Here is a 21,024-nt window from a genome sequence, read left to right as displayed (position 1 = left end):
TTCGTATCAGGACTCCTTCGTAATAGCTTGCATCGCGAGATTGGCGATTCGATCAACGTCCAACTCGGAAGTTCCCGCATAGTAGTGCAGCCCGCAGCAGCCTACCAGCACGGCAAGCAGATGGTTGACACTGTCGTCTTCGCACTGGGCGATCGATTGGAGCGGGACGTACAGCCGTTCCATGAATCGTCTCTTGGTGGAGTGCCGATCCCTCTCAGGCAAGCCTGCATAATGTTCCGCGGCCATTTTGTAGACGAGATATGCGCGGGCATCCGACTGCCACAGCCGGAGCAGCGCCTTGCAATACGTCAACATCTGCCTCTCATCTTGGCCGTCGACGTAGCTGTTTGCCCATTCTGCCAGGGCTAGCTCGCAGCGCTCGAAGCCACTGTCCAGCACATCTTCTATCAATAAATGTCGGTTGGGGTAATAATGGTATACCGTGCCGTAACCGATCTTGGCCTCGCGGGCGACGTCGCGGATATCAAAGCTGCCGCCTGTGTGGAAATAAGTGCGCGCGGCAGCGTCTAGGATCTGTTCACTGCGCTGCATGCGAATGAGCTCGTTTTGTTCTTTAGTACGGGGGCACATGGGCGTACACCTCCTTATTTAGACCTGCAAATTTGTCGATATAAAGATAGTAACGCATGGGGAGAGGATATGCAAATTATCTTTTAGAGCAATACAGGTATTTAATTGGTTGCTACACGATAAAAAAATAAACTTAGACCCGCAGCCCGTTGCTGTGGGTCTCTTTTCGTTGTTAAATGTGCAGTATATAATCAATGAAGTCGACGGGTCAATAACCAAAATAGAAGAGCCAAAGCACTTACAATTGTCCCTAACAAGCATACTCCATTCCAACCTAAGTAATCATAGATACTGGTAGATGCAATTGAGCCGATGGCGCTGCCCATGGAATAGAAAACCATGTATCCAGCAGTAAGCCTACTGCGTGCCTCAGGGCGCAATGTAAGGATCATGCTCTGGTTGGTGACATGTACGGCTTGTACGGCCAGATCAAGAAGGACAATACCCACGATTAATGCCAGAAGTGAATGTTGCGTATAACTTATTGGCAACCATGATATAAGCAGCAGAATCAATGCCACGCCTGTGGTACGCTGCCCTAAACCTCGATCAGCATAACGACCTGCTCGCGTTGCTGCTAACGCTCCAGTAACCCCAGCGAGACCAAACGCTCCAATCGCAGTATGTGAAAGAGAAAGCGGTGGGGCGCTGAGAGGAAGCACTAGGGAAGTCCATAATATACTGAAAGCTGTAAAAATCAGCAGGGCTAGTGCAGCACGGATTCGCAGGATTCGTTCTTGTGCGAACAACGTGAGCAGCGAACGAATCAACTGTAGGTAGGATAGTGATTCTCTTTTGTGCTCATAATGCGGCAGCACCCAAAACAGTACACCTGCCATGATTAGCGTTAATAATGCAGAGACAAGGTAGACAGAACGCCAACCAGCTAAATCCGTTAATACGCCTGCGAAAGTTCGCGCCATTAGAATACCAATTACAATTCCACTTGTCACAACTCCCACAACACGCCCGCGTTCAGCAGGGGCAGCCAAAGTTGCCGCGAACGCAACGAGTGTCTGTGTCACTACGGCTAGCAATCCAACCGCAGCTATGCCTTGAATAACACCAGACTGGTGGTGGCGGTACCAACCACAATCAAAGCCAATACAGATACTATCATCTGTCCAGCGATCAACCAACGTCGATGTAATAAATCGCCGAGGGGCACTAGCAATAGCAGTCCAAGTGCATAACAAACTTGAGTAATTGTAATAACAATACCTACCGATGAATGGGTAATACCGAATTCTTTTGAAATAGCATCCAGCAATGGTTGTGCGTAGTATATGTTGGCGACAGCTAGTCCACAGGCGATTGCAAACAAGAGTGCTACTTTTCGAGACATTGCAGAGGCGGGAAATGATTCTGATCCTATTGACGCTTCTTGTTCCGTTTTCCCTTCTATAGTGACATAATCCACTGTTGTGACTTTTTTGACGAACTGCTCCATATTACAGATAATACCTCCTTAAATTTCCTTTTAACAAACAAAATTACGTACTGATCAGTATGTTGTTTTAGGGCTAAATATAACTCCAAATATTTCGTGCTGTCAAGTAATCAATTTAAACGATTATGGTAATTAACAAGAAAAATACTAACCTTGCCAGCATTGCGCCATAAGAAATTATTGACAGGTCACTCTTCACAGAATAAAATAATAACATACTGTTCGATACGAAATGAGGAAGTTGTTATGGCACGACAACGTGAATTTAATGAAGACAAAGCATTGGATGCAGCTATGCAAGTATTTTGGGAAAAGGGATTCGAAGCTACCTCGATAAGCGATTTGACATCGAGAATGGGCATTCAGCGACCAAGCATATACTCAACCTTTGGAGACAAAAAGGGACTATTTGAAGCTGCGTTGCGTAAATACACGAGTTTTCATGCTGCCTATGTTCGCACCAATCTTCAAAACAATGCTTCCGTTAAAGAGGCATTTCGCGCCTTTTTTGAAAATATGGTGGCAAAAGAATATAAAAAAAGTCCGAACTGGGGATGTTTTTGCATTAATTCAATGGTAGAACTTTCGCCTCATGATGAGAAATTTGAAATCCTAACAAGAGAACATCAGATGTATCTTTCCGTCATATTTCAAGAAACGATAGAACGGGGCTTGCGCTCAGGCGAGCTTGATGCAGGTATTAACGCAAAGGGTTTAGCACAGACACTAGTCGTCTCTTTAATAGGACTAACTGTGATCATGAAATCTCGTCCCGAACGTTCATTTGTTGATAATTCAGTAGAAGTAATACTTACATTGCTTAATTAAATCAACAAAAATAGGGTGAATCCTTGTGACATCAGCGGATGTTGTTCGTCATTTTTCGAGAAAGTTCGTTTAGGATGAGATTTGGGAGGAATTTCCTCCATTGCGTCTAATTATACAAATAAGGTTTTAATACAAAATAGAAGAGAAGTTCGATGATGATATAGATTTTTATTAAGACAATGGGAAAACACTCAAAATGGCTCATCAATAGTTACAAAAAGCATGGTCGATCTGGAAACTGAATCCACGGATCGATCATGCTTTTTAAAGCTATTATTTAAGCAAAGGAATAGACATAAACCAGAGTTTTATGTGCATGTCTGTAACAAAAGTTCTATTACAAGTGTCAATAGATCTGAAAGGGTAATTTCATGGAAGATGTTAGGAAAACGGTTTACTATTTGATTTGGCTGAGAAAGGAGGTGAAAAACAGTATGATAACAAAGTATTTAAGAACAATAAGAACGATCTGGCTTAAGAGTTTGTGCATCTTATTCGTTCTAGCGTTCATACAGCAGTATGCGTATTCCCACATCGCAGAGGCCACTCTATTGGAGTCGCTGAAGAACCTAACGGGGGACCCAGTCTACTCAGGGAAGCATGATAGTGAAGAATCCGGGTCTGAGAATTCACTGAAAGCGGTTTCCGGACAAATAAATCTGACGCCAGCGTTATCAAATATTCCGATTTTATCCAATATTCTGCCCGACATCGGAAATACGGCCCTACCTTCCACTAACCAGGTGAACGATTCGGCCGTGCCTTTGCCACCTGTTTCGACTTCGTCTGCGGAAAAAACTTCCAGACATAGTCTGCTTCCCGATATACAAGTGATAACGCCTTCCATTACAATTGAAACTCCTTTGGTTAATTTGGACGTTCCATCAGCAAAAGTGGAAGTATCCACGGATCGGATACCGTTGGTGTCGGTAAACTTGCCGGCCGCAAAAGTCGACACCCCAATCGTTCAAATAAAGACGCTTGCGATTCAAGCTGAAGTTCCATTGACGCCGATACCAGCGCCACAAATCGAGGTGGTTACCCCGACCGTTCATGTGAAGGTGACTGTGACGGATATACCAGTTCCGAGCACGAGCCATTCGAATCCCCCTCTGATCGAGGAAGGAAGGGCTGACGTTGACGTAGGAAAGATAGAACCGCTTATCGGAACAGATGGAGCACGGGATCTGCACTTCAATACGAGTGGAAATGAAAGTCCTACTGAGAGACCTATTCCAGTGTACAGTAACGAATCTGATGAACAGATCAAGTTAACTCCAGCAGCGGATCAGTGTAATGACGGCTCGGGAAGCAAATCATTCCCATGTTCAACTATCGAAGATCCTGATCCTCCCTCGGTTTTACCGTCGTTGAAGCTCAGATTATCATTACCCCTTTCGATGGAAGTGAATGCTCTGTCCGAGCCACAGATGGCAGCAAAGACACAGTCAGGAACATCAGAAGCAACTCCGATTCGTACAGATCCTACAAGTACTTGGTATTCCGTCCTGTTGACTCTTTATTCAGGAAATGGTTCAACAGGAGGGAGCGGATCATTCGTTACTGGAAGCAGCGGGTTCTATGGAAGTCTGGGTTATCTTTTTCCTGATATTCATCTACCTCAGCCGAAAATAAAGAACCAAAAATTTGAAAACTCTCGGCTTTTTAGTGCGAATCAATGGTCGAAGCCGCCACCAGCTCAACCGCCTCGCTATACCTTCTTCTCACTCGTCGTTAAACAAGTAGAGAAGGAGTGTATATTGAATGAAATACAAATCCATGGGAAAGGTTCCTTTGAAGCAGGAGCTATCGAAGGCGCTGCATGAACAAGCTGCGGACAACCTTTCAGCAATCGAACAGGCTATTTACGAGAAACGACAGCAGTTAAATAAATATGCTAGATTATATGGTCTTTCAGACCCTAGATGTCTTCATTGTTCGATGGAGCTCGATGAATTAATTAATGCTTACAATAAGATCAATTAAACATATGAATAAACCATTGCAGATCTCTTTTTATTCTTGTTTCAAACCATGAAGGCAGCCGATACACGATCGGCTTCCTTTGTCTGTTAAACCTTCCTGTAGGGCCTTAGAAATCGTGTTTGCCAAAAAGGATCGCCTAGAGGATTTTAAGAAAATAACGCTGAGAATTTAATGTTTTAACAAAGCAAAGGCAGATCCTGGCGATTGTAATTGAATTTCGCTAATCACACATGCAATCATGATCGATTCTTGTAGAATGCTTTGCCGTATGTCACCCAAGTCAACAAGTGTTGTCCAACCAATATCATTAAGCAAAGCTCTGACTTGATCTTTAGATGAATTATCATTCCCACACATAAACATGATTGGCGAACCTTCTTTAAAATTTGGATGAATCATGATTTTGTCGCTGATTGTATTAAGTGTTTTAACAACATGACTTTCCGGTAATAACTTTTGGACTGTTACACCTGCCGATGTATCGGGAAGGAGTAAGCGTGGACCGTTATCAAAATGAATGGCATTGCTTACATCAATGACCGTCTTGTTTGTGAGATAGACTGGATTGATAGATGTAAGAACATCTTTTAAACAGGACCAAGGGAGTGCTACAATTATAATCTCGCCAAACCGGGCGGCTTCCTCAAATGAAGTAATGTCTCCAGATTCGCCTACCTCTTGCTTCCAAGAAACATGCTTCAAGTTATGCGGTTCTCGGCTACTAATTACAACACGATGACCTGATTTAACAAATCCCTCCCCTAAAATTTTACCTACATTTCCAGCTCCAATAATGCCAATGTTCATACACATTCACTCCTCTCTACGTTTGTGATTATATGAACTTTATGAATGATGAACAATAAGGCACTTTTAAGTATCCAACCAGAGGGGGTATGATATAAGGTATAATATTTGTAAAAATGGGGTGAGCGAATGCCTGTCCAACTAAATGAGTGCCCGGTAGAAGTTGTATTTGCGATGTTAAGTGGGAGATGGAAAATTCCGATTTATCGATACTTATATAAAAATGACAAACCAGTGCGTTATAGTGAATTACTGCGGCATTTACCGTCTATTTCGAAAAAGATACTAACTGAACAGCTTCGCGAACTTGAGCGTGATGGAATCGTTGAAAGGAAATCATATCCTGAACCTCGACCAAGAGTAGAATATATGATGTCTTCGTCCGGAAGATCCATGATTGTATTTCTTGATAAAATGAGTGAGTGGGGCGAAGAGCACATCTTTTCAAATAAAATAGAATATAGTAGTCCTTCCGTTGATATTTCGCGTGGTAGCAAGTAATATTATATACCAGAGAAATAACTATAAAAATTCACAAATTTAAATAAATAAGCTGAAGAATAGGACTATAATTTTTTTATCTATAAACGTAGAGAATAGAGAGTAGACTTAAAAAATTTATCATTAAAGAAGGAATCAATATGCCTTTTCTTAGATTTAAAGGATTCGAAAAAAATTCGTTGATTAACTTTTCTTCATTGATTATCGAGCAATTTTCTAATCTTGCTAATGTACCCAAAGAAATTGTGAAAATGGAGCTCATTAATGTTGAGCAAATAACCTACAGTCCAATGTCTGTAGAAATTCTAATGTTTCAGAGAAAGAAAGAGATACATGATGAGATTGCAAAAATGATGTATAGGATTCTAAGCGAACACGGATTTACACACACTCATATCTTTTTTATTATGCTCACCCCTTCATTTTATTACAAAGAGGGGCTTCCGTTAAATGAGATACCAATGCTAAAAAATCATGACCAAGATTCGGAGCCATCTGAGGCGCGTATATGGTGATTACGCTCCCAAATTGGAAGAACAAGCGGATGGAGCTGCAGCTGGACCATTAGAAGGTCTCCTTCACGAAGAAAGAGGTCATCTTGGTCGAGGTTCTGCTTGAGCGAAGTCCGCGGCTGGTCAGTGATCAGAACAATTTGAGCTAATCATCATGGCCCCTTGCGGGCCATTTTTTGCATGTAAAAAAGAAGACCATCCCAAAAGGATGGTCTTCTTTTTATAGACATCGTAGGAAACCGTATCAAAGCCTACTATTTTCATCTACTTTTGAAACACCTCAGACAATGCATGGGGAGGTGGGTAAAACAACTAGAATTACTTTACTTTTTTAAAGTATATATAAAAAAATATCCTTCTTATGAAAAAGAATAACACCTAAGGAGAATCCCATTCGGTTTTCCAACGATGTATTCCCGTAAATATTTCCGTAATCGCTTGTCCTTTTTCAGTTATTGAATATTCGACAGACACTGGAACGGTAGGGAAAACTTGGCGTGATATTAATTGATGTTCTTCTAAATTTCGCAATGTATCTGTCAGACCTTTCGTATTAATGTTACCTAAACTTCTTCGTAATTGATTAAAACGCTGAGGCTCTTTTAAAAGCTCTGTTATGACTAGAAAAGCCCATTTCCCGGAAAGAAAATGCAGAACTTCTGAAATAGATGATAGACAAGTAGTCTCAAATTTAGATGATTCCAATTTATCATCTCCAGTAATTTTAAAGAGTAGAAAGAAAATTGAGGATCAATTTAAAGAAAAGATAGGAGTGTAAAAAAGTGAGTGCTAGAATTTCAAAAGCAAATATGTTTTTGCTTATCATTGTATCTTTAACCCAGTTTATTGAGGTCATGAACAGTTCCACGGTCGTAGTAGCATTGCCTTCTATTCAAACCGCGCTTCACATGCAGGCGAATGACTTGCAGTGGATCGTAACTTCGTATGTGCTTACCTTCGCTTGTTTCCTGATGATCGGTGGGCGGGCAAGCGACTTACTCGGAAGAAAACGCGTATTATTGATTGGTTTAAGCATCTTCGCACTTGCATCCTTGGCTGGCGCCTTGGCAATGAATCCGGTCTGGTTGATTGCCAGTAGAGCAGTGCAAGGGATCGGAGCAGCCTTTTCAATTCCAGCGGCAATGTCGCTAATCAGCAACAATATTTCAGAAGGGCCACAACGCAATAAAGCATTTGGTATATTCGGCGCTTTTGGATCCGCTGGAGCAGCAGCAGGATCAATCGTTGGTGGTTTGCTGACGGACTCCGCCGGCTGGCGGTCGCTATTCTATCTAAATGTTCCACTTGCAATATTGCTCATCATTGGATTGTTGTTCGTTAAAGTCAGTCCATTGACCACAGTGAAAAAACAATCCATTGATTTCCTTGGATTGATTTCCGTATTAGCAGGAATTTTCGCTCTGGTCTACGGCATTTCAATGCCGGATGTCGACGGAAGCTGGTCCGCGGCGAAGATCGCCATGTTTATTGTAGGAATTGTAGTATTAGTCGCTTTTATAGTAATCGAAAAATATGCTAAAAATCCATTGATGCCACTTCGTCTATTCAAGCTTCGATCGCTCGTTACATCGAATATTATCGGATTTTTGATGTTTTCTTATACGACTGGGTTTAATTATTTCTCAACTTTATACTTTCATGAGCTTGGTTATTCATCTTTAACTATCGGCTTGGCTTTTATGCCGCTTGGACTGACTTCCATCGTCGTAACGCAAATTACGCCTTTCTTTATGCGGAAGTTCAGTGCAAAACGAGTTCTAATCGTTACACAGACAATAAATGCACTCGGAATGTTCTGGTTAAGTAATATGGACATGGATAAAAGTTATGCTTCGTTCATTCTTCCGGCATTTATTATTCTCGGTTTATCAATTGGGGCGTCCTATACAGCAGTTATCGTTGGTTCTGTTCAGGATGTTAAACCCGAGGAACATGGAATAGCTGGTGGAATCGTGAATACATTCCTGCAATTAGGAGGTAGTTTGGGTTTATCAATCCTTGCCACCATCGCGTCTACGGTTACTACTTCGATGCATAATGCATCGTCAAATACAGCCTTATTAGCAGGTTTCCATACGGCACTAAATGTGAGTGGCTTTTTCGCTATCATTGCGTTGATCCTTGCTTTCCTGAACGGAGGTAAGAGTAAACGTTCTGATTCCGTTCCACAAGAGTTGCCGATTTAAAGCCACGGTGAGTAGGGATGAGGCATCTAGCTATTATATTCTTTGAGCAATGGATAGAGTGAGTATGAAATAAATAATGGAGGAAGATACAGATGCGAAAAAATAATGATAAATAACGAAACAAGCGCCTATTCATTCAGGATTTGATGCTAGAACGACAGCGGCAGTTAATCCTGAATATGCTGAGCAGCTCTGGCATCTTAGTGAAGATCTAACTGGAGTTAAGTTTCCAGTATAAGCAGGCATTGCGTAAATTGAACATAAGCCCCGTAGTGATCTCTGAGTGAAAACTAAAAGAGCGACCACCTTTATGGTGATCGCTCTTTTACATGTGTCCGGAGCGAGATGTTATTTTCTAAAGTATATGTAGAAAAAGATCATGAAGATAAAACCGCCGCGGTTTGATACACAAGAATGCCATCCATCTAGTTACATATACGTTCATGCAAGTAACCCCTTTGGAGCTCAGTTTTGAGCCTCCAAAGGGGTTAGTTTGTTTATTCCACATCTATTGGGGCGCAGAATTACTTACTAGTTACAGGTTGTCCAGTTACAGGATCCGTATTTGGATCCCAGTTCTTAAGAGGATCCATTCGGAATCGCGTTAGTTCCGTGCTGCTGATTTTCCAGGTGCCATTCTCTTTTCTATACATTTCTCGGTATTGCCCATACCCGTTATGCCCCGGATATGCATCCTTCGCGTCAGGGAAGGTTAATAAATCCTCTATAGACCAAATACCTTTGGCGTTATCCTTATCGATAATATCTATCTCGGGCATATGTCCATGGTGTACCGTAGGTGCTTTACCCACAAGATCTCCGATCATTTTACCGTAAGCTTGCCCGCCACCAGCAGAAAAATCTTGGCCTTGTGAAATAAGTGTGGCATCAGCCGTAAAAAGATCCCCAAAATCCGTCCATTTTTTCTCATCGACAAAACGGAAATAACGGGCTTTCAGTTTTTTTATCTCTTCGATGTCCTCTAATCGTTGGGATTTTTGTTCAAGTTGAATAAGTCTATTGATTAGATTTTCTTGCTCATTATTTATAGTGTTTGTCATAATATATCAATCTCCTTCTATTTTTAAATGGTAAAGAAAACCATGATACTTTGATTTAAAAGCTGTTCAACTATGATTGAGTAATCTGCCACATATGTGAATAACCTCTTCTCTTCAGGATAGTAGGTGAAGCTTCGATCGCCTCGGAAATAACTATAGCAGGTATTCTTTAATTTCATAAGGAGGCTATTTTTTTATATATGCTTTAGAAAAATAAAGTTATACAACTAGTATTCATTAAACAATTTTCTATCTTATTCTGAATACGATTTGGTGCCAAATATACATTCACATACTTTAACTCGAACATTTACAATTCGTCGTATATGCAAAAAGCCCCAAGGGAATAATTCCACTAGGACTAATTGCAACCGATATAGTTTAAATAAAACCTAGGTTCTCCAACACTTAATATCATTAACTATTAACTGCATAAATGAAATTCGGAAGATATCTTGGTAGGATTACTAGAGGGACTTAAATTGTTGAATAGGAGAATCCCATTCGGTTTTCCAACGATTAATTTCGTTAAACACTTTCGAAAAGGCTTTTCCTTTCTCACTAATTGAATATTCGACTGTGACGGGGACAGTCGGAAACACTTCGCGTCTTATCATTTCGTGTTGTTCTAGATTACGTAATGTATCTGTTAAACCTTTTGTATTTACGTTATCTAAATTTCTTCGTAATTGATTAAAACGCTGAGGTTCCTTTAATAGCTCAGTTAACACTAGAAAAGTCCATTTCCCAGAGAAAAATTGCAAAACTTCAGATATTGACGCAACACATGTATTCTCAACCTTTGAACACTCCATATTTATCATCTCGCATTCGTTTTATAGTATTAGAATAAAAAGTAAAGTAGTAATTGGAAATAAACTATAATAAAACGAGTTCAAAAAGTCACTGGGGTTATTTTCCAATTAAATCATATTAATTATAAATAGAAGCAGACATCTGATCTTAGTTGTCTGCTTCTTTCTATGAAAAACCTAGAAGCATCACTTTACTTTTCTAAAGCTTGTTTATAATAATTGCCTTCTTATGAAGAAAATAAATACCTGCTATAGTTGACTCCAAGGCGATTGCAGTTTTCACATGCCGTCCTAATTGAAACATGGAATCTGGACTTTTTATATATTAAAATAACTAGTATTAGAAAGTGGGAGAAAAATGGATAGAACAGTAAGAAAATTAGAGATGTTAGAAACCTTCAATTACAGACATGCTACAAAAGAATTCGACCCCGAGAAAAAAATCTCTGAAGAAGATTTTCAATTTATTCTAGAGGCTGGTCGGTTATCCCCAAGTTCAGGGGGCAATGAGCCGTGGAGATTTCTTGTTGTACAGAGCCCTGAATTTAGAAAAAAATTAGCTCCACATGTGTCTGGTGCCATGAGACAACTTCCTACATCGAGTCATTTTGTAATCATTTTGGCTAGAAAAGGTCTAACGTTTGATTCTCCTTATTTAATCGAACAACAAACTCAAATTCTGCAGATGCCATTGGAAGTATTAAATAAAATGAGACCTGCTTACGAACAGTTTTATCATGATCTGCATTTAGATTCTGAAAGAACTTTGCTTGACTGGTCCTCCAAACAAACTTACCTTGCACTCGGAAATATGATGACGGCAGCAGCGCATATTCGCGTAGATTCATCTCCTATTGAAGGCTTCGACTTAGATGCGGTGAATAACCTCCTTCAAAAGAGAGGACTTCTGGGGAATGATGAATTTAGCTTAAGTGTCATGGTGGCCTTCGGATATCGTGTAAGGGAAGGACGCCCTAAAAGAAGACGTTCCTTTAAAGAAATCGCAAAATTTGTTTGAATGGTAACGAACAAGTTGTAAAAGTGCTTTATCACAATATATAGAAATGGTTGGTGACTCATGGGACTGGGAGAACGGATTGGCAGCGGCAATACTGCGAATATTTATGTATTAGGGTCTGATCAAGTCCTTAAAGTATTCCATGACCCCAAATTACTAAGATTAGAGGAAGGGATCAGCCATATTATTGAAAAATTAGAAGTAGGCGCTCCGACATTTTATGGCACAGTGGAAATCGACGGATTAACTGGGCTTGCTTATGAGAGAATTAAGGGGCCTTCTATGTTGGAGATTCTGCTAGGAAAGCCGGAACAAGCTGCAGAATGCGGCCGCCAGCTAGCTCAGATACAAATCAAGCTACAAAGAGTCAAGGCTTACGAACATTTGCAATCTTTTAAAAGTCGATTGGCTGATACAATTAATCACATTCGTCACCCCGGATTTGAGCCATTTCGAGAAGCGATCGTAAATTGTTTGGCCGATCTATCTGATGGGAATCAACTTTGTCATGGCGATTATCACCCTGGCAATGTACTCTTAAGTCAGGAGGGACCTGTTGTAATCGATTGGATGACTGCAGCATATGGACCCGCACAAGCCGATGCAGCAAGGACGATCATGTTACTTCAGCATGCAGTCTTGCCAATAGAGCTTCCAGAAGTCGTCAGTCAAACGTTTGCTCATACTCGAACCATATTGCTGAAAAGTTACGAAGACGCATATCTTGAACAGACCGGTTTCAATAAGGAAGAGCTCACGAAGTGGGAGATTCCCTTGATGGCAGCACGCCTAGGCGAGAGCATTCCAGAAGAGGAGCAACGTAAGCTACTAGTTCTAATACAGCGGAATCTAATGTACACATAACGATTGTTCAAAAACAAGATGCAAAGGCAGCCGGTCCAGGTGGATTGGTTGCCTTTTCTCAAGTAATGGGTAGGATAGAGTGGGAAGTTTTAGTAATAATAGTAGTTAGTAGGAATTCAAAGGAAACCTAATGTTTTTTCCTTAACTGATTACACGTAATTAAAGGTACGCGGCGGCTAGCCCCATTTAATAAACCTCTTATACATCACCATATTTCTTGAAGGGGGAATTTTGTTTTGGATGTGCAGTTTCTAGATTTATTGGCCCAGATATATGATACGGAAGAAAAGGTTGTAACAGAAATCATTAACCTTGAAGCGATCTCCAATCTTCCTAAGGGAACTGAGCATTTTGTCAGTGATTTGCATGGGGAGTTTCATGCTTTTCAGCATGTACTTAGAAACGGATCGGGTACCGTAAAAGAGAAAATCAAAACCTTGTTCCGTGAGGTTTGGACGGATCATGAAATCAATGATTTTACGGCGTTAGTTTATTATCCGGAAGAAAAGATTCAACTGGTTAAAGAAAGCCTGTGCAATAAGCAAGCATTGAACCGATGGTACAGACAAACAATTGAACAAATGCTTTTGCTTATTTCTAATGCCTCTTCCAAATATACCCGCTCGAAATTGCGTAGAGCTCTGCCAGAGCAGTTTGTATATATTGTAGAAGAGCTTCTATACAAGACGGATTTGACCAACAATAAAGACCCCTATTATGAAGAAATATACCGACAAATTATTACTTTGGGACAGGCGGATAAGCTCATCATCGGTCTTGCTTATACGACTCAGAGCCTAGTGGTTGACCATCTTCATGTGGTCGGAGATATCTATGACCGTGGACCAGCTCCCGATAAAATTATGGACACGCTGATCAACTACCATTCTGTAGACATTCAATGGGGGAACCATGATGTCTTGTGGATAGGCGCCTATTCGGGTTCGTTGGTCTGCCTTGCGAATATTATCCGAATCTGCGCCAGATATGACAATTTGGACATCATCGAGGATGTTTATGGCATCAATCTTCGCCCACTACTGAACTTGGCTGAGAAATACTATGACGACAATCCTGTCTTTAGACCGAAGCTGCAGTCCGACCATAACAGTTCGGATCAGGAAATCCAGCAGATTACTAAAATTCATCAGGCCATTGCGATGATCCAGTTTAAGCTAGAAATCCCAATTATCAAGAGACGCTCTTACTTTAATATGTCTGAAAGGCTTTTACTTGATCAGATCGATTACGTCAAAAATGAAATTAAAATCGGCGGAAAAACATACCCTCTGGAAAACACCTGTTTTGCTACAGTAAATCCGCAGTTCCCCGAACAATTGTTGGAGGAAGAACAGCAGGTAATGGAAAAGCTGCTATTCTCGGTACAGCATTCCGAAAAGCTGGCCAGACATATGAATTTTTTTATGAAAAAGGGCAGCCTTTATTTAAAATACAACGGGAATTTATTATTTCACGGTTGTATTCCTTTGGATGAAGATGGAAACATGAAAGAAATGCAGATTGAAGACAACACGTATTCGGGCCGTAAGCTACTCGATGTTTTTGAATCTTATTTACGTTACGCCTTTGCGCATCCGGAAGAAACGGATGATCTGGCAACGGATATGGTCTGGTACATCTGGACAGGGGAATGTTCCTCACTTTTTGGAAAGAGAGAAATGACCACCTTTGAACGGTACTTTATCCAAGATAAAGAAACCTATAAAGAGAGAAAGAACCCTTATTATCATTTGCGTGAAAATGAGGAGGTTTGCCGGAAAATCCTGCAGGAGTTTGATATGAATCCGGATCATGGACATATCATTAACGGCCACACGCCAGTTAAAGAAATTCGTGGTGAAAACCCCGTTAAAGCAAACGGGAAAATGATTGTCATTGACGGCGGTTTTTCCAAAGCCTATCAATCCACAACGGGCATTGCCGGATATACCTTGTTGTATAATTCTTTTGGTATGCAGCTCGTTGCTCATCAGAAATTCAATTCAAAAGAAGATGTGTTATGTAATGGAACGGACCTATTATCTGTAAAAAGGTTGGTGGACAAAGAACTAGAGCGGAAGCTGGTGAGAGAAACCAATGTTGGAGAAAAGCTGCTGCAGAAAATCACAAATTTGAAGAATCTCTTGGAATATCGCTATATGAAATGAAACAACTGCTATAGAATTTTAGGATGCCTTCCTATCTATAAAAACTTCATGTACACTTATAGGTAGAAATTATCCTACTTATGGAAATGAAGGGACGGGTCGAATCTAATGAAAATGAGCGGCAATACGGTTCTTGTTACGGGCGGTTCATCCGGCATTGGCTTCGAATTTGCAAGTCAGTTGCTGAATCTCGGGAATACCGTTATTATCACGGGGCGGGATCAAGCTAGGCTTGATGCGACTAAGAAAAAGCTGCCAATGGTACATACGTTTCAGAGCGATGCGGGAGATCCTCAAGCGATTGCAGCATTGTATGATACGGTGGTGCAGCAATTTCCCAAGCTCAATGTCTTAATCAATAACGCAGGGGTTATGCGAAGAATAAATCTTCATACTGCGGGTAACGACCTAGAGGATTTGAACAGCGAGATCGAAACGAACCTCAGTGGTCCGATCTGGATGGTGCAGCAATTTTTATCGCATTTGAAAGCGCAAGATTCGGCTGCGATCCTAAATGTCTCATCAGGCCTTGCGTTCGTGCCTCTTCCGATCTCGCCCATTTATTGCGCAGCGAAGGCCGGTATTCATTCTTATACGCTTTCACTCAGAGCACAGCTAAAAAAAACCAAGGTCAAAGTATTTGAACTGGCTCCGCCGTTGACAAAAACTCCACTGGTGGATACATTCGATCCGGCAGATATGGCAGGTTCAAAGGCGATGCTAGTCACTGATATGGTGAGTTTTGCGATTAAAGGAATGGAGAGTGACCGATACGAAATCCGGCCCGGCCAAAGCAATGCTTTAAAAATGATGAACCGAATAGCGCCTAATTTTATTTTTAGCCAGCTTAGTAAGACTGTGGACCACATGCTGAGCAAGACACAATAGAAAGTCAGAAGGCTGAAGACATTCCTGGACCTAAATCGATTGATTTTTTGCAAAAAAAGCAATGATAAACACACACCACCACAAGTTGGTTGGTGTTTTTTTGTTAGCGGCTGAATTTTATCCTGCAAAGTCTGAATATTTATGATTGACATTGTATTCAAAAGTGGATATATTTGTTTTGTTAAACGTAATTATTACTATTAATAAATGATATGACCTATCACCTGAGAAGCGTAACGAAATGCACTAAATTAGAAGCAAACCAAGTGTTTGCTTTTCTCTTGGAATTTAATCGTAAAAATTACATATTAATAATAGGAGGTGAGATCGACACATGAGAGTCGTTGTTACTTTGGCATGTACGGAAACGGGTGACAGAAACTACACAACAACGAAGAATAAGAAAAATAACCCTTCCCGGCTTGAGTTGAAAAAATATTGTCCGCGTTTAAAGCGTCATACGCTACACCGTGAAACGCGCTAAGATTGTACCCCAAAAGATCCGGGCTTGCTTGTCGGGATTTTCATTTTACACACCTCTGAAAGGAGCACGAAGGTATTCATGAATGTAGACGTCAAAGAGGAAAATGAAATTCACCACTTTCTTATATCGTAATAATTACTGTTAAATGACAAAGGAGGATTGATGTGGGGAAACAGATCGTCGATTTCATTAAGTGCAGTCCAACGCAAAACATGACAATATTGGTAAAATCCAACCACAAAATGGATGAGTACACACACATTGCTTCAAAACTCATGTCCTACGATAGTGTTTATGCAGAACAAGTTGGATTCGTTGAAACGCCTGTAAACAGCAAAGCCGATGCTCATTTGCAAATGGCAGGTGGCGAGTTTTGCGGTAACGCGTGCATGGCTCTGGCAGCTTTCATTACCACTGAAAGAGGTATAGGGCAAAATGATTCGACTGAAATTGTTCTGGAAGTTTCAGGGGTTGATGAATTGATAACATGTTCTGTGAAAAGGAAGTCAAATGGGTTTTATTGTAGAGTTGTGATGCCGATTCCTCAAATAATTGAAGAACGAACCATCCAGTATGAGGGCAACGAGTTGGACATCATCATTGTGAGATATCCTGATTTTATTCACATTGTCATCGAAGTCGATGAATTTACTGCATCTATTAGAAACAAAGCGGAATCATTTGCAAAATTGCTTGGATTAACGTGTGGAGCTAATTTGATCGGGATCTTACTTTATAAGGCGAAAAATCGTGAAATGGCTCCGCTCATTTATGTTCCTCATCTGGACAGCATGGTCTGGGAACGAGGATGCGGTTCAGGCACAGCTTCAATAGGGGTTTATTTGGCTTGGAAGCATAAAGAAAAGATTGTAGCAGAAATTAAGCAACCAGGTGGCGTTATTCAGGTAAATGCTGACTATCATGAACAAGAACTGACAGGTCTTCATATAGAAGGCGTTGTGGGTATTGTCGCGCAAGGCAAAGCATTTATTGATATATATGATTACATTGCATAGGAGGAAAGTTAATGCAGGTAGAAGCTGCGTTTCAAGCGTCTTTAGTTGAATTTTCACATCAATTCGACGAGATGGTTTCACGTTACGACCATACTCTCCTACATAGTACTGAGTTAGAACAGTTGATCAATGCGTATTCCGCTTTTATTACGAACCCTATCAATAGGGATGCCTGGGAAAGGCTGGAACTGGAGAAACCTGATGCGTTTACCCAACTCGTGAAGGAATTAAGAAAGAAATCAGCTCAAGGCGTTGCCATCATGGAGAAATATCGATCATTAAAGCTGCGAAATGGAAATATAGAGATAACTGACTATTTCAAGAACATTGAATCATGCATTGAGGAAGAATTTGGAGGTTTTCAGGTAACTGCTGATTCTAAAGTCTTACTTATTGGCTCAGGTTCGTTCCCAATGACGCCACTGCTGATTGCCAAACGAACAAGGGCAGAAGTTGTGGGTATAGATATAGATGATGAGGCTATTGAGCTTGGATTACATGTTGTTAAACAGATTGGCAGCGAGTTAAATATTCGATTAGAAAAAAAGTTCGTAGAAGATCTCGATTTCACTAAAGTGGCAACCCATATCATATTTAGTTCAACAGTCTCCAATAAATATGAACTCTTGGATCAATTGCATGCGTTGACGAATCAAAATGTCATTGTGGCTATGCGTTACGGGAACCAGTTAAAGTCATTGTTTAATTACCCAATGCAGAAGGTAGACGAACTCAAATGGCAGTTGGTAGACACAATTTTACGTCCGAATCAAGTGTTTGATATTGCCTTATATAAAAAATCTTAACTTACCTGCAAGATGAAAAGGAGTTTTCTATGCTTGATTTCAAACGAGTCTTACTGCTAGGAACAGGACCAGCATCTATTCAGCTTGCTGTGTGTTTAAAGCAACAGCTTACATGTAAGTTGGGAATTGCCGGAAGGGAATCCGCACGTTCCGAACAATTCTTTGCTGCGATTGAACAAAACAATCATCTAGTTCAAGCGAGCATTCAGAATGAAGCACATCGAGCGATGAAAGGCGAGTGTCTCATTGAACACATTTACAAAGGATATGGTTCGATAACTGGTGAATGGGATACGCTTATCTTTGCTGTAACCACAGATGCTTATATTAACGTATTAAAACAGATAAGTGATGACGTTTTGAAGCACACCAAATGCATCATTTTAGTTTCACCTACGCTTGGTTCCAACAGTTTAGTGAGCAATTATATGAATCGATTTGATAAAGAAGTTGAAATTGTCAGCTTTTCCACCTATCTTGGCGACACCCGATGGATACCTGATAGGGCGCACAATCACGTATTAACAACTGCGGTTAAGAAGAAAATTTTTGTAGGTTCCACGCAACTTCATTCAACCAATATCGGAGTACTAAGCCATCTCTATGAACAATTAGGCATAGCACTTGAAGTGATGAATACTCCGATTGAGGCGGAAACGAGAAACATTTCCTTGTATGTTCACCCCGCTCTGTTCATGAATGAATTTGCATTAGATGCTATTTTCAGAGATTCAAGTACTTTAAAGTATGTCTACAAAATTTATCCTGAAGGCCCCATTACACAGTATTTGATTCGAGATATGTTGGCCCAATGGAAAGAAATCATGAACATGTTAGATAACATACATATTAAGAGGCTGAACTTACTTCAGTTTATGACCGACGACAATTATCCTGTCAAATTGGAGAGTTTGTCGCGTCATGATATCGATAATTTTAGCCAGGTTGAAACGATCCATCAAGAATATTTATTGTATATCCGGTACACATCACTGCTCATTGATCCTTTTTCAGAACCAGACATAGCGGGCAAATATTTTGATTTTTCTGCGGTTCCCTTTCAGAAAATTTTTATTAACAGCGAGGGCTATCTGGATATCCCGAGAATGCCGAAAGAAGATTATTACCGAACCAAGATTATACAAGGCATTTGTAAATATTTAGGTTTGGAATGTCCCACCCTTGATAAGTTCTTACATACATATGAGAGTAAATTAAATGAAGTGGCTGCATGTAATCACAATCAAAGATTATCATTTGCATTTACCGTTCAAAGCTTCGAAGAGGATTTAAATAGAATCTGCCATGAAATAGGAAAGAGCTTGCACAATAATATTTCTAAGCTTAGATAGACCACTATATCGAGGGGGATTTCCTGTGAAAAAAAGAAGTATATTCATTTTCGGGTTTCTGATTGTGTTAGTTTTGACTGTCGTTGGCTGCAGTAACAACAAGGAAACCGCATCAGATCTGGCAGTTCACGAGTCGAATACCAAGAAGGAAACAGAACTTATCTATGCTACTGCTAAAGATATGAATGATATTAATCCTCACTTATACACGGGCTCCATGCCAGCTCAAGGGATGATTTTTGAATCTCTCGTTGAAAATACGAAGGATGGAATCAAGCCTTTGCTTGCAGAATCCTGGGAAATTTCTAGTGATCAAAAAGAGTACACGTTTCATTTAAGGAAAAATGTACAATTTCATGATGGAGAACCGTTTAATGCTAACGCAGTGAAACAAAATATAGATGCCATACAAGCTAATGCAGCCAAACATGCTTGGATAAAGTTGTCAACAAAAATTGTAAACAGCGAAGTTTTGGATGAATACACTCTTAAGCTCGTGTTGTCAGAACCCTACTCTCCAGCTTTGCTCGAACTATCAATGACAAGACCCTATGTGTTCATATCTCCCAAAAATTTTGTTAATGGGGGAACGAAAGACGGTGTAAGTGGATACAAGGGTACAGGTCCTTACATGCTTGATATACATAAAACGAATGAATATGCCACCTTTGTAGCCAATAAAAATTATTGGAATGGTGAACCTAACATCAAGAAAATTACGGCAAAAGTATTGCCATCCGGAGAAACAACACTGTTAGCCTTACAGAAAGGAGAAATTAATTTTGTATTCACGGATGATCGAGGTACAGACAGTATCGATGTCGAAGCTATGAATCAATTAGTGGCTTCTGGTAAGTATCAATTAACAAAAAGCGAGCCGATGAATACAAAAATGATTGTGGCCAATAGCAGCAAATCTAGTAGTCCGGCCAGTGAAACCGCTGTACGTGAAGCTATCTGGTACGCCATCGATCGGGAAACGATTAGCAAAAACATTACTAACGGGACAGAGACCGTAGCCAATGCCTTGTTCTCCTCAAACGTCAATTATGCGGATGTTGATTTGAAGAAACGCATCTATGATCCCGAAACAGCGAAAAAAATATTGGAACAAGCTGGCTGGAAATTGGATAGTGGAGCCTCAGTTAGAATGAAAAGCGGCAATAAATTGACATTAAAAGTGTATTATGACACGAATTCATCTTCCCAAAAAACTCAAGCTGAGTTTATACAAAGTTCATTGAAAAATGTCGGTATACAATTAGACATTATTGGGGAGGATTCAACTTCTATCGCGAAAAGAAGATCGACAGGGGAATATGATTTGCTTTTCAACCAAACATGGGGATTGGCTTACGATCCTCAAAGTACTATTGCTGGATTTACATCGGAATCCGCGTATTTGTTTACGACGAAAGGTATTGCAAAAGCGGATGAGCTCTACAAAAAAATAAATGAAGTTACTTTGTCTACGGATGAGAAAAGCAGAAAATTGTTGTATACCGATATTATGAAAATAGTGCACGATGAAGCAGTGTTTATTCCGCTTACCAATGGTAGGGTCACGGTCGTAGCTCCAAAAAACTTAAAGGGGATTTCATTTAAACAAACACAATACGAGCTGCCGTTTGAACAGCTGAAATTTGAATAAGAATATCTCAAGGGAGCCT

The 21,024-nt window shown here is 40.4% G+C and carries 20 protein-coding genes and 1 pseudogene; 15 read left to right on the top strand and 6 right to left on the bottom strand.

Features of this window, described 5'->3' with window-relative positions:
* Positions 1-6 precede the first annotated feature (6 nt).
* Positions 7-591, bottom strand: coding sequence for a TetR/AcrR family transcriptional regulator (locus HQN88_RS03910; RefSeq protein ID WP_173108938.1), 585 nt, complete (start codon positions 589-591; stop codon positions 7-9).
* A 191-nt stretch (positions 592-782) separates the two neighbouring features.
* Positions 783-1,936 (bottom strand): annotated as a pseudogene (locus tag HQN88_RS03905) (MFS transporter).
* 351 nt (positions 1,937-2,287) lie between these two features.
* Between HQN88_RS03905 and HQN88_RS03900 the strand changes: the two are divergent.
* The 3 genes from HQN88_RS03900 to HQN88_RS03890 all read left to right on the top strand — a co-directional run bounded on the left by HQN88_RS03900 (position 2,288) and on the right by HQN88_RS03890 (position 4,855).
* A complete protein-coding gene (locus HQN88_RS03900) occupies positions 2,288-2,869 on the top strand; it encodes a TetR/AcrR family transcriptional regulator (protein WP_173108937.1) in 582 nt (193 codons plus the stop codon).
* Positions 2,870-3,303: 434 nt separating this feature from the next.
* A complete protein-coding gene (locus HQN88_RS03895) occupies positions 3,304-4,695 on the top strand; it encodes a hypothetical protein (RefSeq protein WP_173108936.1) in 1,392 nt (463 codons plus the stop codon).
* Complete coding sequence (locus tag HQN88_RS03890) at positions 4,634-4,855, top strand: aspartyl-phosphate phosphatase Spo0E family protein (protein ID WP_337995217.1); 222 nt, start codon at positions 4,634-4,636, stop codon at positions 4,853-4,855. Before HQN88_RS03895 ends, HQN88_RS03890 begins: the two co-directional genes overlap by 62 nt.
* Positions 4,856-5,023: 168 nt before the next feature.
* Here HQN88_RS03890 and HQN88_RS03885 read toward each other — a convergent pair whose 3' ends face one another.
* Entirely contained in the window at positions 5,024-5,662 is a 639-nt protein-coding gene (locus HQN88_RS03885) for an NADPH-dependent F420 reductase (protein WP_173108935.1), read from the bottom strand.
* Between the two features lie 129 nt (positions 5,663-5,791).
* On the opposite strand from HQN88_RS03885, the gene HQN88_RS03880 reads away from it, so the two are divergent.
* Positions 5,792-6,163, top strand: coding sequence for a winged helix-turn-helix transcriptional regulator (locus HQN88_RS03880; RefSeq protein WP_173108934.1), 372 nt, complete (start codon positions 5,792-5,794; stop codon positions 6,161-6,163).
* A 140-nt stretch (positions 6,164-6,303) separates the two neighbouring features.
* Positions 6,304-6,678: a DUF1904 family protein gene (locus HQN88_RS03875; RefSeq protein WP_173108933.1), complete on the top strand. Its 375-nt coding sequence runs from the start codon at positions 6,304-6,306 to the stop codon at positions 6,676-6,678.
* Between the two features lie 375 nt (positions 6,679-7,053).
* On the opposite strand, the gene HQN88_RS03870 is transcribed toward HQN88_RS03875, so the two are convergent.
* Complete coding sequence (locus tag HQN88_RS03870) at positions 7,054-7,380, bottom strand: winged helix-turn-helix transcriptional regulator (RefSeq protein WP_173108932.1); 327 nt, start codon at positions 7,378-7,380, stop codon at positions 7,054-7,056.
* A gap of 77 nt (positions 7,381-7,457) precedes the next feature.
* Here HQN88_RS03870 and HQN88_RS03865 point away from each other — a divergent pair, with 77 nt between their 5' ends.
* A complete protein-coding gene (locus HQN88_RS03865) occupies positions 7,458-8,882 on the top strand; it encodes an MFS transporter (RefSeq protein WP_173108931.1) in 1,425 nt (474 codons plus the stop codon).
* Between the two features lie 524 nt (positions 8,883-9,406).
* Here HQN88_RS03865 and HQN88_RS03860 read toward each other — a convergent pair.
* Positions 9,407-9,943, bottom strand: a complete 537-nt coding sequence (locus HQN88_RS03860) for a nuclear transport factor 2 family protein (RefSeq protein WP_173108930.1) — start codon at positions 9,941-9,943, stop codon at positions 9,407-9,409.
* Between the two features lie 467 nt (positions 9,944-10,410).
* Positions 10,411-10,758, bottom strand: a complete 348-nt coding sequence (locus HQN88_RS03855; protein WP_173108929.1) for a winged helix-turn-helix transcriptional regulator — start codon at positions 10,756-10,758, stop codon at positions 10,411-10,413.
* A 358-nt stretch (positions 10,759-11,116) separates the two neighbouring features.
* On the opposite strand from HQN88_RS03855, the gene HQN88_RS03850 reads away from it, so the two are divergent.
* The 9 genes from HQN88_RS03850 (at position 11,117) to cntA (ending at position 21,005) form a co-directional block, all read left to right on the top strand.
* Entirely contained in the window at positions 11,117-11,776 is a 660-nt protein-coding gene (locus HQN88_RS03850) for an NAD(P)H-dependent oxidoreductase (RefSeq protein ID WP_173108928.1), read from the top strand.
* 60 nt (positions 11,777-11,836) lie between these two features.
* Positions 11,837-12,640, top strand: coding sequence for an aminoglycoside phosphotransferase family protein (locus HQN88_RS03845; RefSeq protein WP_173108927.1), 804 nt, complete (start codon positions 11,837-11,839; stop codon positions 12,638-12,640).
* Positions 12,641-12,876: 236 nt separating this feature from the next.
* Entirely contained in the window at positions 12,877-14,808 is a 1,932-nt protein-coding gene (locus tag HQN88_RS03840; protein ID WP_173108926.1) for a fructose-1,6-bisphosphatase, read from the top strand.
* A 108-nt stretch (positions 14,809-14,916) separates the two neighbouring features.
* Positions 14,917-15,696: an SDR family oxidoreductase gene (locus HQN88_RS03835; protein WP_173108925.1), complete on the top strand. Its 780-nt coding sequence runs from the start codon at positions 14,917-14,919 to the stop codon at positions 15,694-15,696.
* Positions 15,697-16,030: 334 nt separating this feature from the next.
* Positions 16,031-16,180, top strand: a complete 150-nt coding sequence (gene rpmG / locus HQN88_RS03830) for a 50S ribosomal protein L33 (RefSeq protein WP_145663917.1) — start codon at positions 16,031-16,033, stop codon at positions 16,178-16,180.
* A gap of 164 nt (positions 16,181-16,344) precedes the next feature.
* A complete protein-coding gene (locus HQN88_RS03825) occupies positions 16,345-17,196 on the top strand; it encodes a histidine racemase CntK family protein (protein ID WP_476445354.1) in 852 nt (283 codons plus the stop codon).
* An 11-nt stretch (positions 17,197-17,207) separates the two neighbouring features.
* Positions 17,208-18,002, top strand: a complete 795-nt coding sequence (locus HQN88_RS03820; RefSeq protein WP_173108924.1) for a methyltransferase domain-containing protein — start codon at positions 17,208-17,210, stop codon at positions 18,000-18,002.
* Positions 18,003-18,031: 29 nt separating this feature from the next.
* Positions 18,032-19,354 carry an opine metallophore biosynthesis dehydrogenase gene (locus HQN88_RS03815; RefSeq protein ID WP_173108923.1) on the top strand — a complete coding sequence of 441 codons (1,323 nt, stop codon included), beginning with the start codon at positions 18,032-18,034 and terminating at the stop codon, positions 19,352-19,354.
* Between the two features lie 25 nt (positions 19,355-19,379).
* Positions 19,380-21,005: a staphylopine-dependent metal ABC transporter substrate-binding lipoprotein gene (gene cntA, locus HQN88_RS03810; RefSeq protein WP_173108922.1), complete on the top strand. Its 1,626-nt coding sequence runs from the start codon at positions 19,380-19,382 to the stop codon at positions 21,003-21,005.
* Positions 21,006-21,024: the final 19 nt, after the last annotated feature.

It is taken from the genome of Paenibacillus qinlingensis (assembly GCF_013204845.1).
In the GTDB taxonomy this organism is placed as follows: domain Bacteria; phylum Bacillota; class Bacilli; order Paenibacillales; family NBRC-103111; genus Paenibacillus_E; species Paenibacillus_E qinlingensis.
The sequence above is the reverse complement of the archived record's forward strand: the minus strand, read 5'-3'. Positions and strand labels throughout refer to the sequence as shown.

Excerpts from the sequence above, each read along its gene's own strand:
- HQN88_RS03895 (WP_173108936.1), top strand. The coding sequence starts at position 3,304 with ATGATAACAAAGTATTTAAGAACAATAAGAACGATCTGGCTTAAGAGT.
- HQN88_RS03855 (WP_173108929.1), bottom strand. The coding sequence starts at position 10,758 with ATGGAGTGTTCAAAGGTTGAGAATACATGTGTTGCGTCAATATCTGAA.
- HQN88_RS03880 (WP_173108934.1), top strand. The coding sequence starts at position 5,792 with ATGCCTGTCCAACTAAATGAGTGCCCGGTAGAAGTTGTATTTGCGATG.
- HQN88_RS03885 (WP_173108935.1), bottom strand. The coding sequence starts at position 5,662 with ATGAACATTGGCATTATTGGAGCTGGAAATGTAGGTAAAATTTTAGGG.
- HQN88_RS03900 (WP_173108937.1), top strand. The coding sequence starts at position 2,288 with ATGGCACGACAACGTGAATTTAATGAAGACAAAGCATTGGATGCAGCT.
- HQN88_RS03875 (WP_173108933.1), top strand. The coding sequence starts at position 6,304 with ATGCCTTTTCTTAGATTTAAAGGATTCGAAAAAAATTCGTTGATTAAC.
- HQN88_RS03845 (WP_173108927.1), top strand. The coding sequence starts at position 11,837 with ATGGGACTGGGAGAACGGATTGGCAGCGGCAATACTGCGAATATTTAT.
- HQN88_RS03835 (WP_173108925.1), top strand. The coding sequence starts at position 14,917 with ATGAAAATGAGCGGCAATACGGTTCTTGTTACGGGCGGTTCATCCGGC.
- HQN88_RS03890 (WP_337995217.1), top strand. The coding sequence starts at position 4,634 with ATGAAATACAAATCCATGGGAAAGGTTCCTTTGAAGCAGGAGCTATCG.
- HQN88_RS03850 (WP_173108928.1), top strand. The coding sequence starts at position 11,117 with ATGGATAGAACAGTAAGAAAATTAGAGATGTTAGAAACCTTCAATTAC.
- HQN88_RS03860 (WP_173108930.1), bottom strand. The coding sequence starts at position 9,943 with ATGACAAACACTATAAATAATGAGCAAGAAAATCTAATCAATAGACTT.
- HQN88_RS03815 (WP_173108923.1), top strand. The coding sequence starts at position 18,032 with ATGCTTGATTTCAAACGAGTCTTACTGCTAGGAACAGGACCAGCATCT.
- HQN88_RS03820 (WP_173108924.1), top strand. The coding sequence starts at position 17,208 with ATGCAGGTAGAAGCTGCGTTTCAAGCGTCTTTAGTTGAATTTTCACAT.
- rpmG (WP_145663917.1), top strand. The coding sequence starts at position 16,031 with ATGAGAGTCGTTGTTACTTTGGCATGTACGGAAACGGGTGACAGAAAC.
- HQN88_RS03910 (WP_173108938.1), bottom strand. The coding sequence starts at position 591 with ATGTGCCCCCGTACTAAAGAACAAAACGAGCTCATTCGCATGCAGCGC.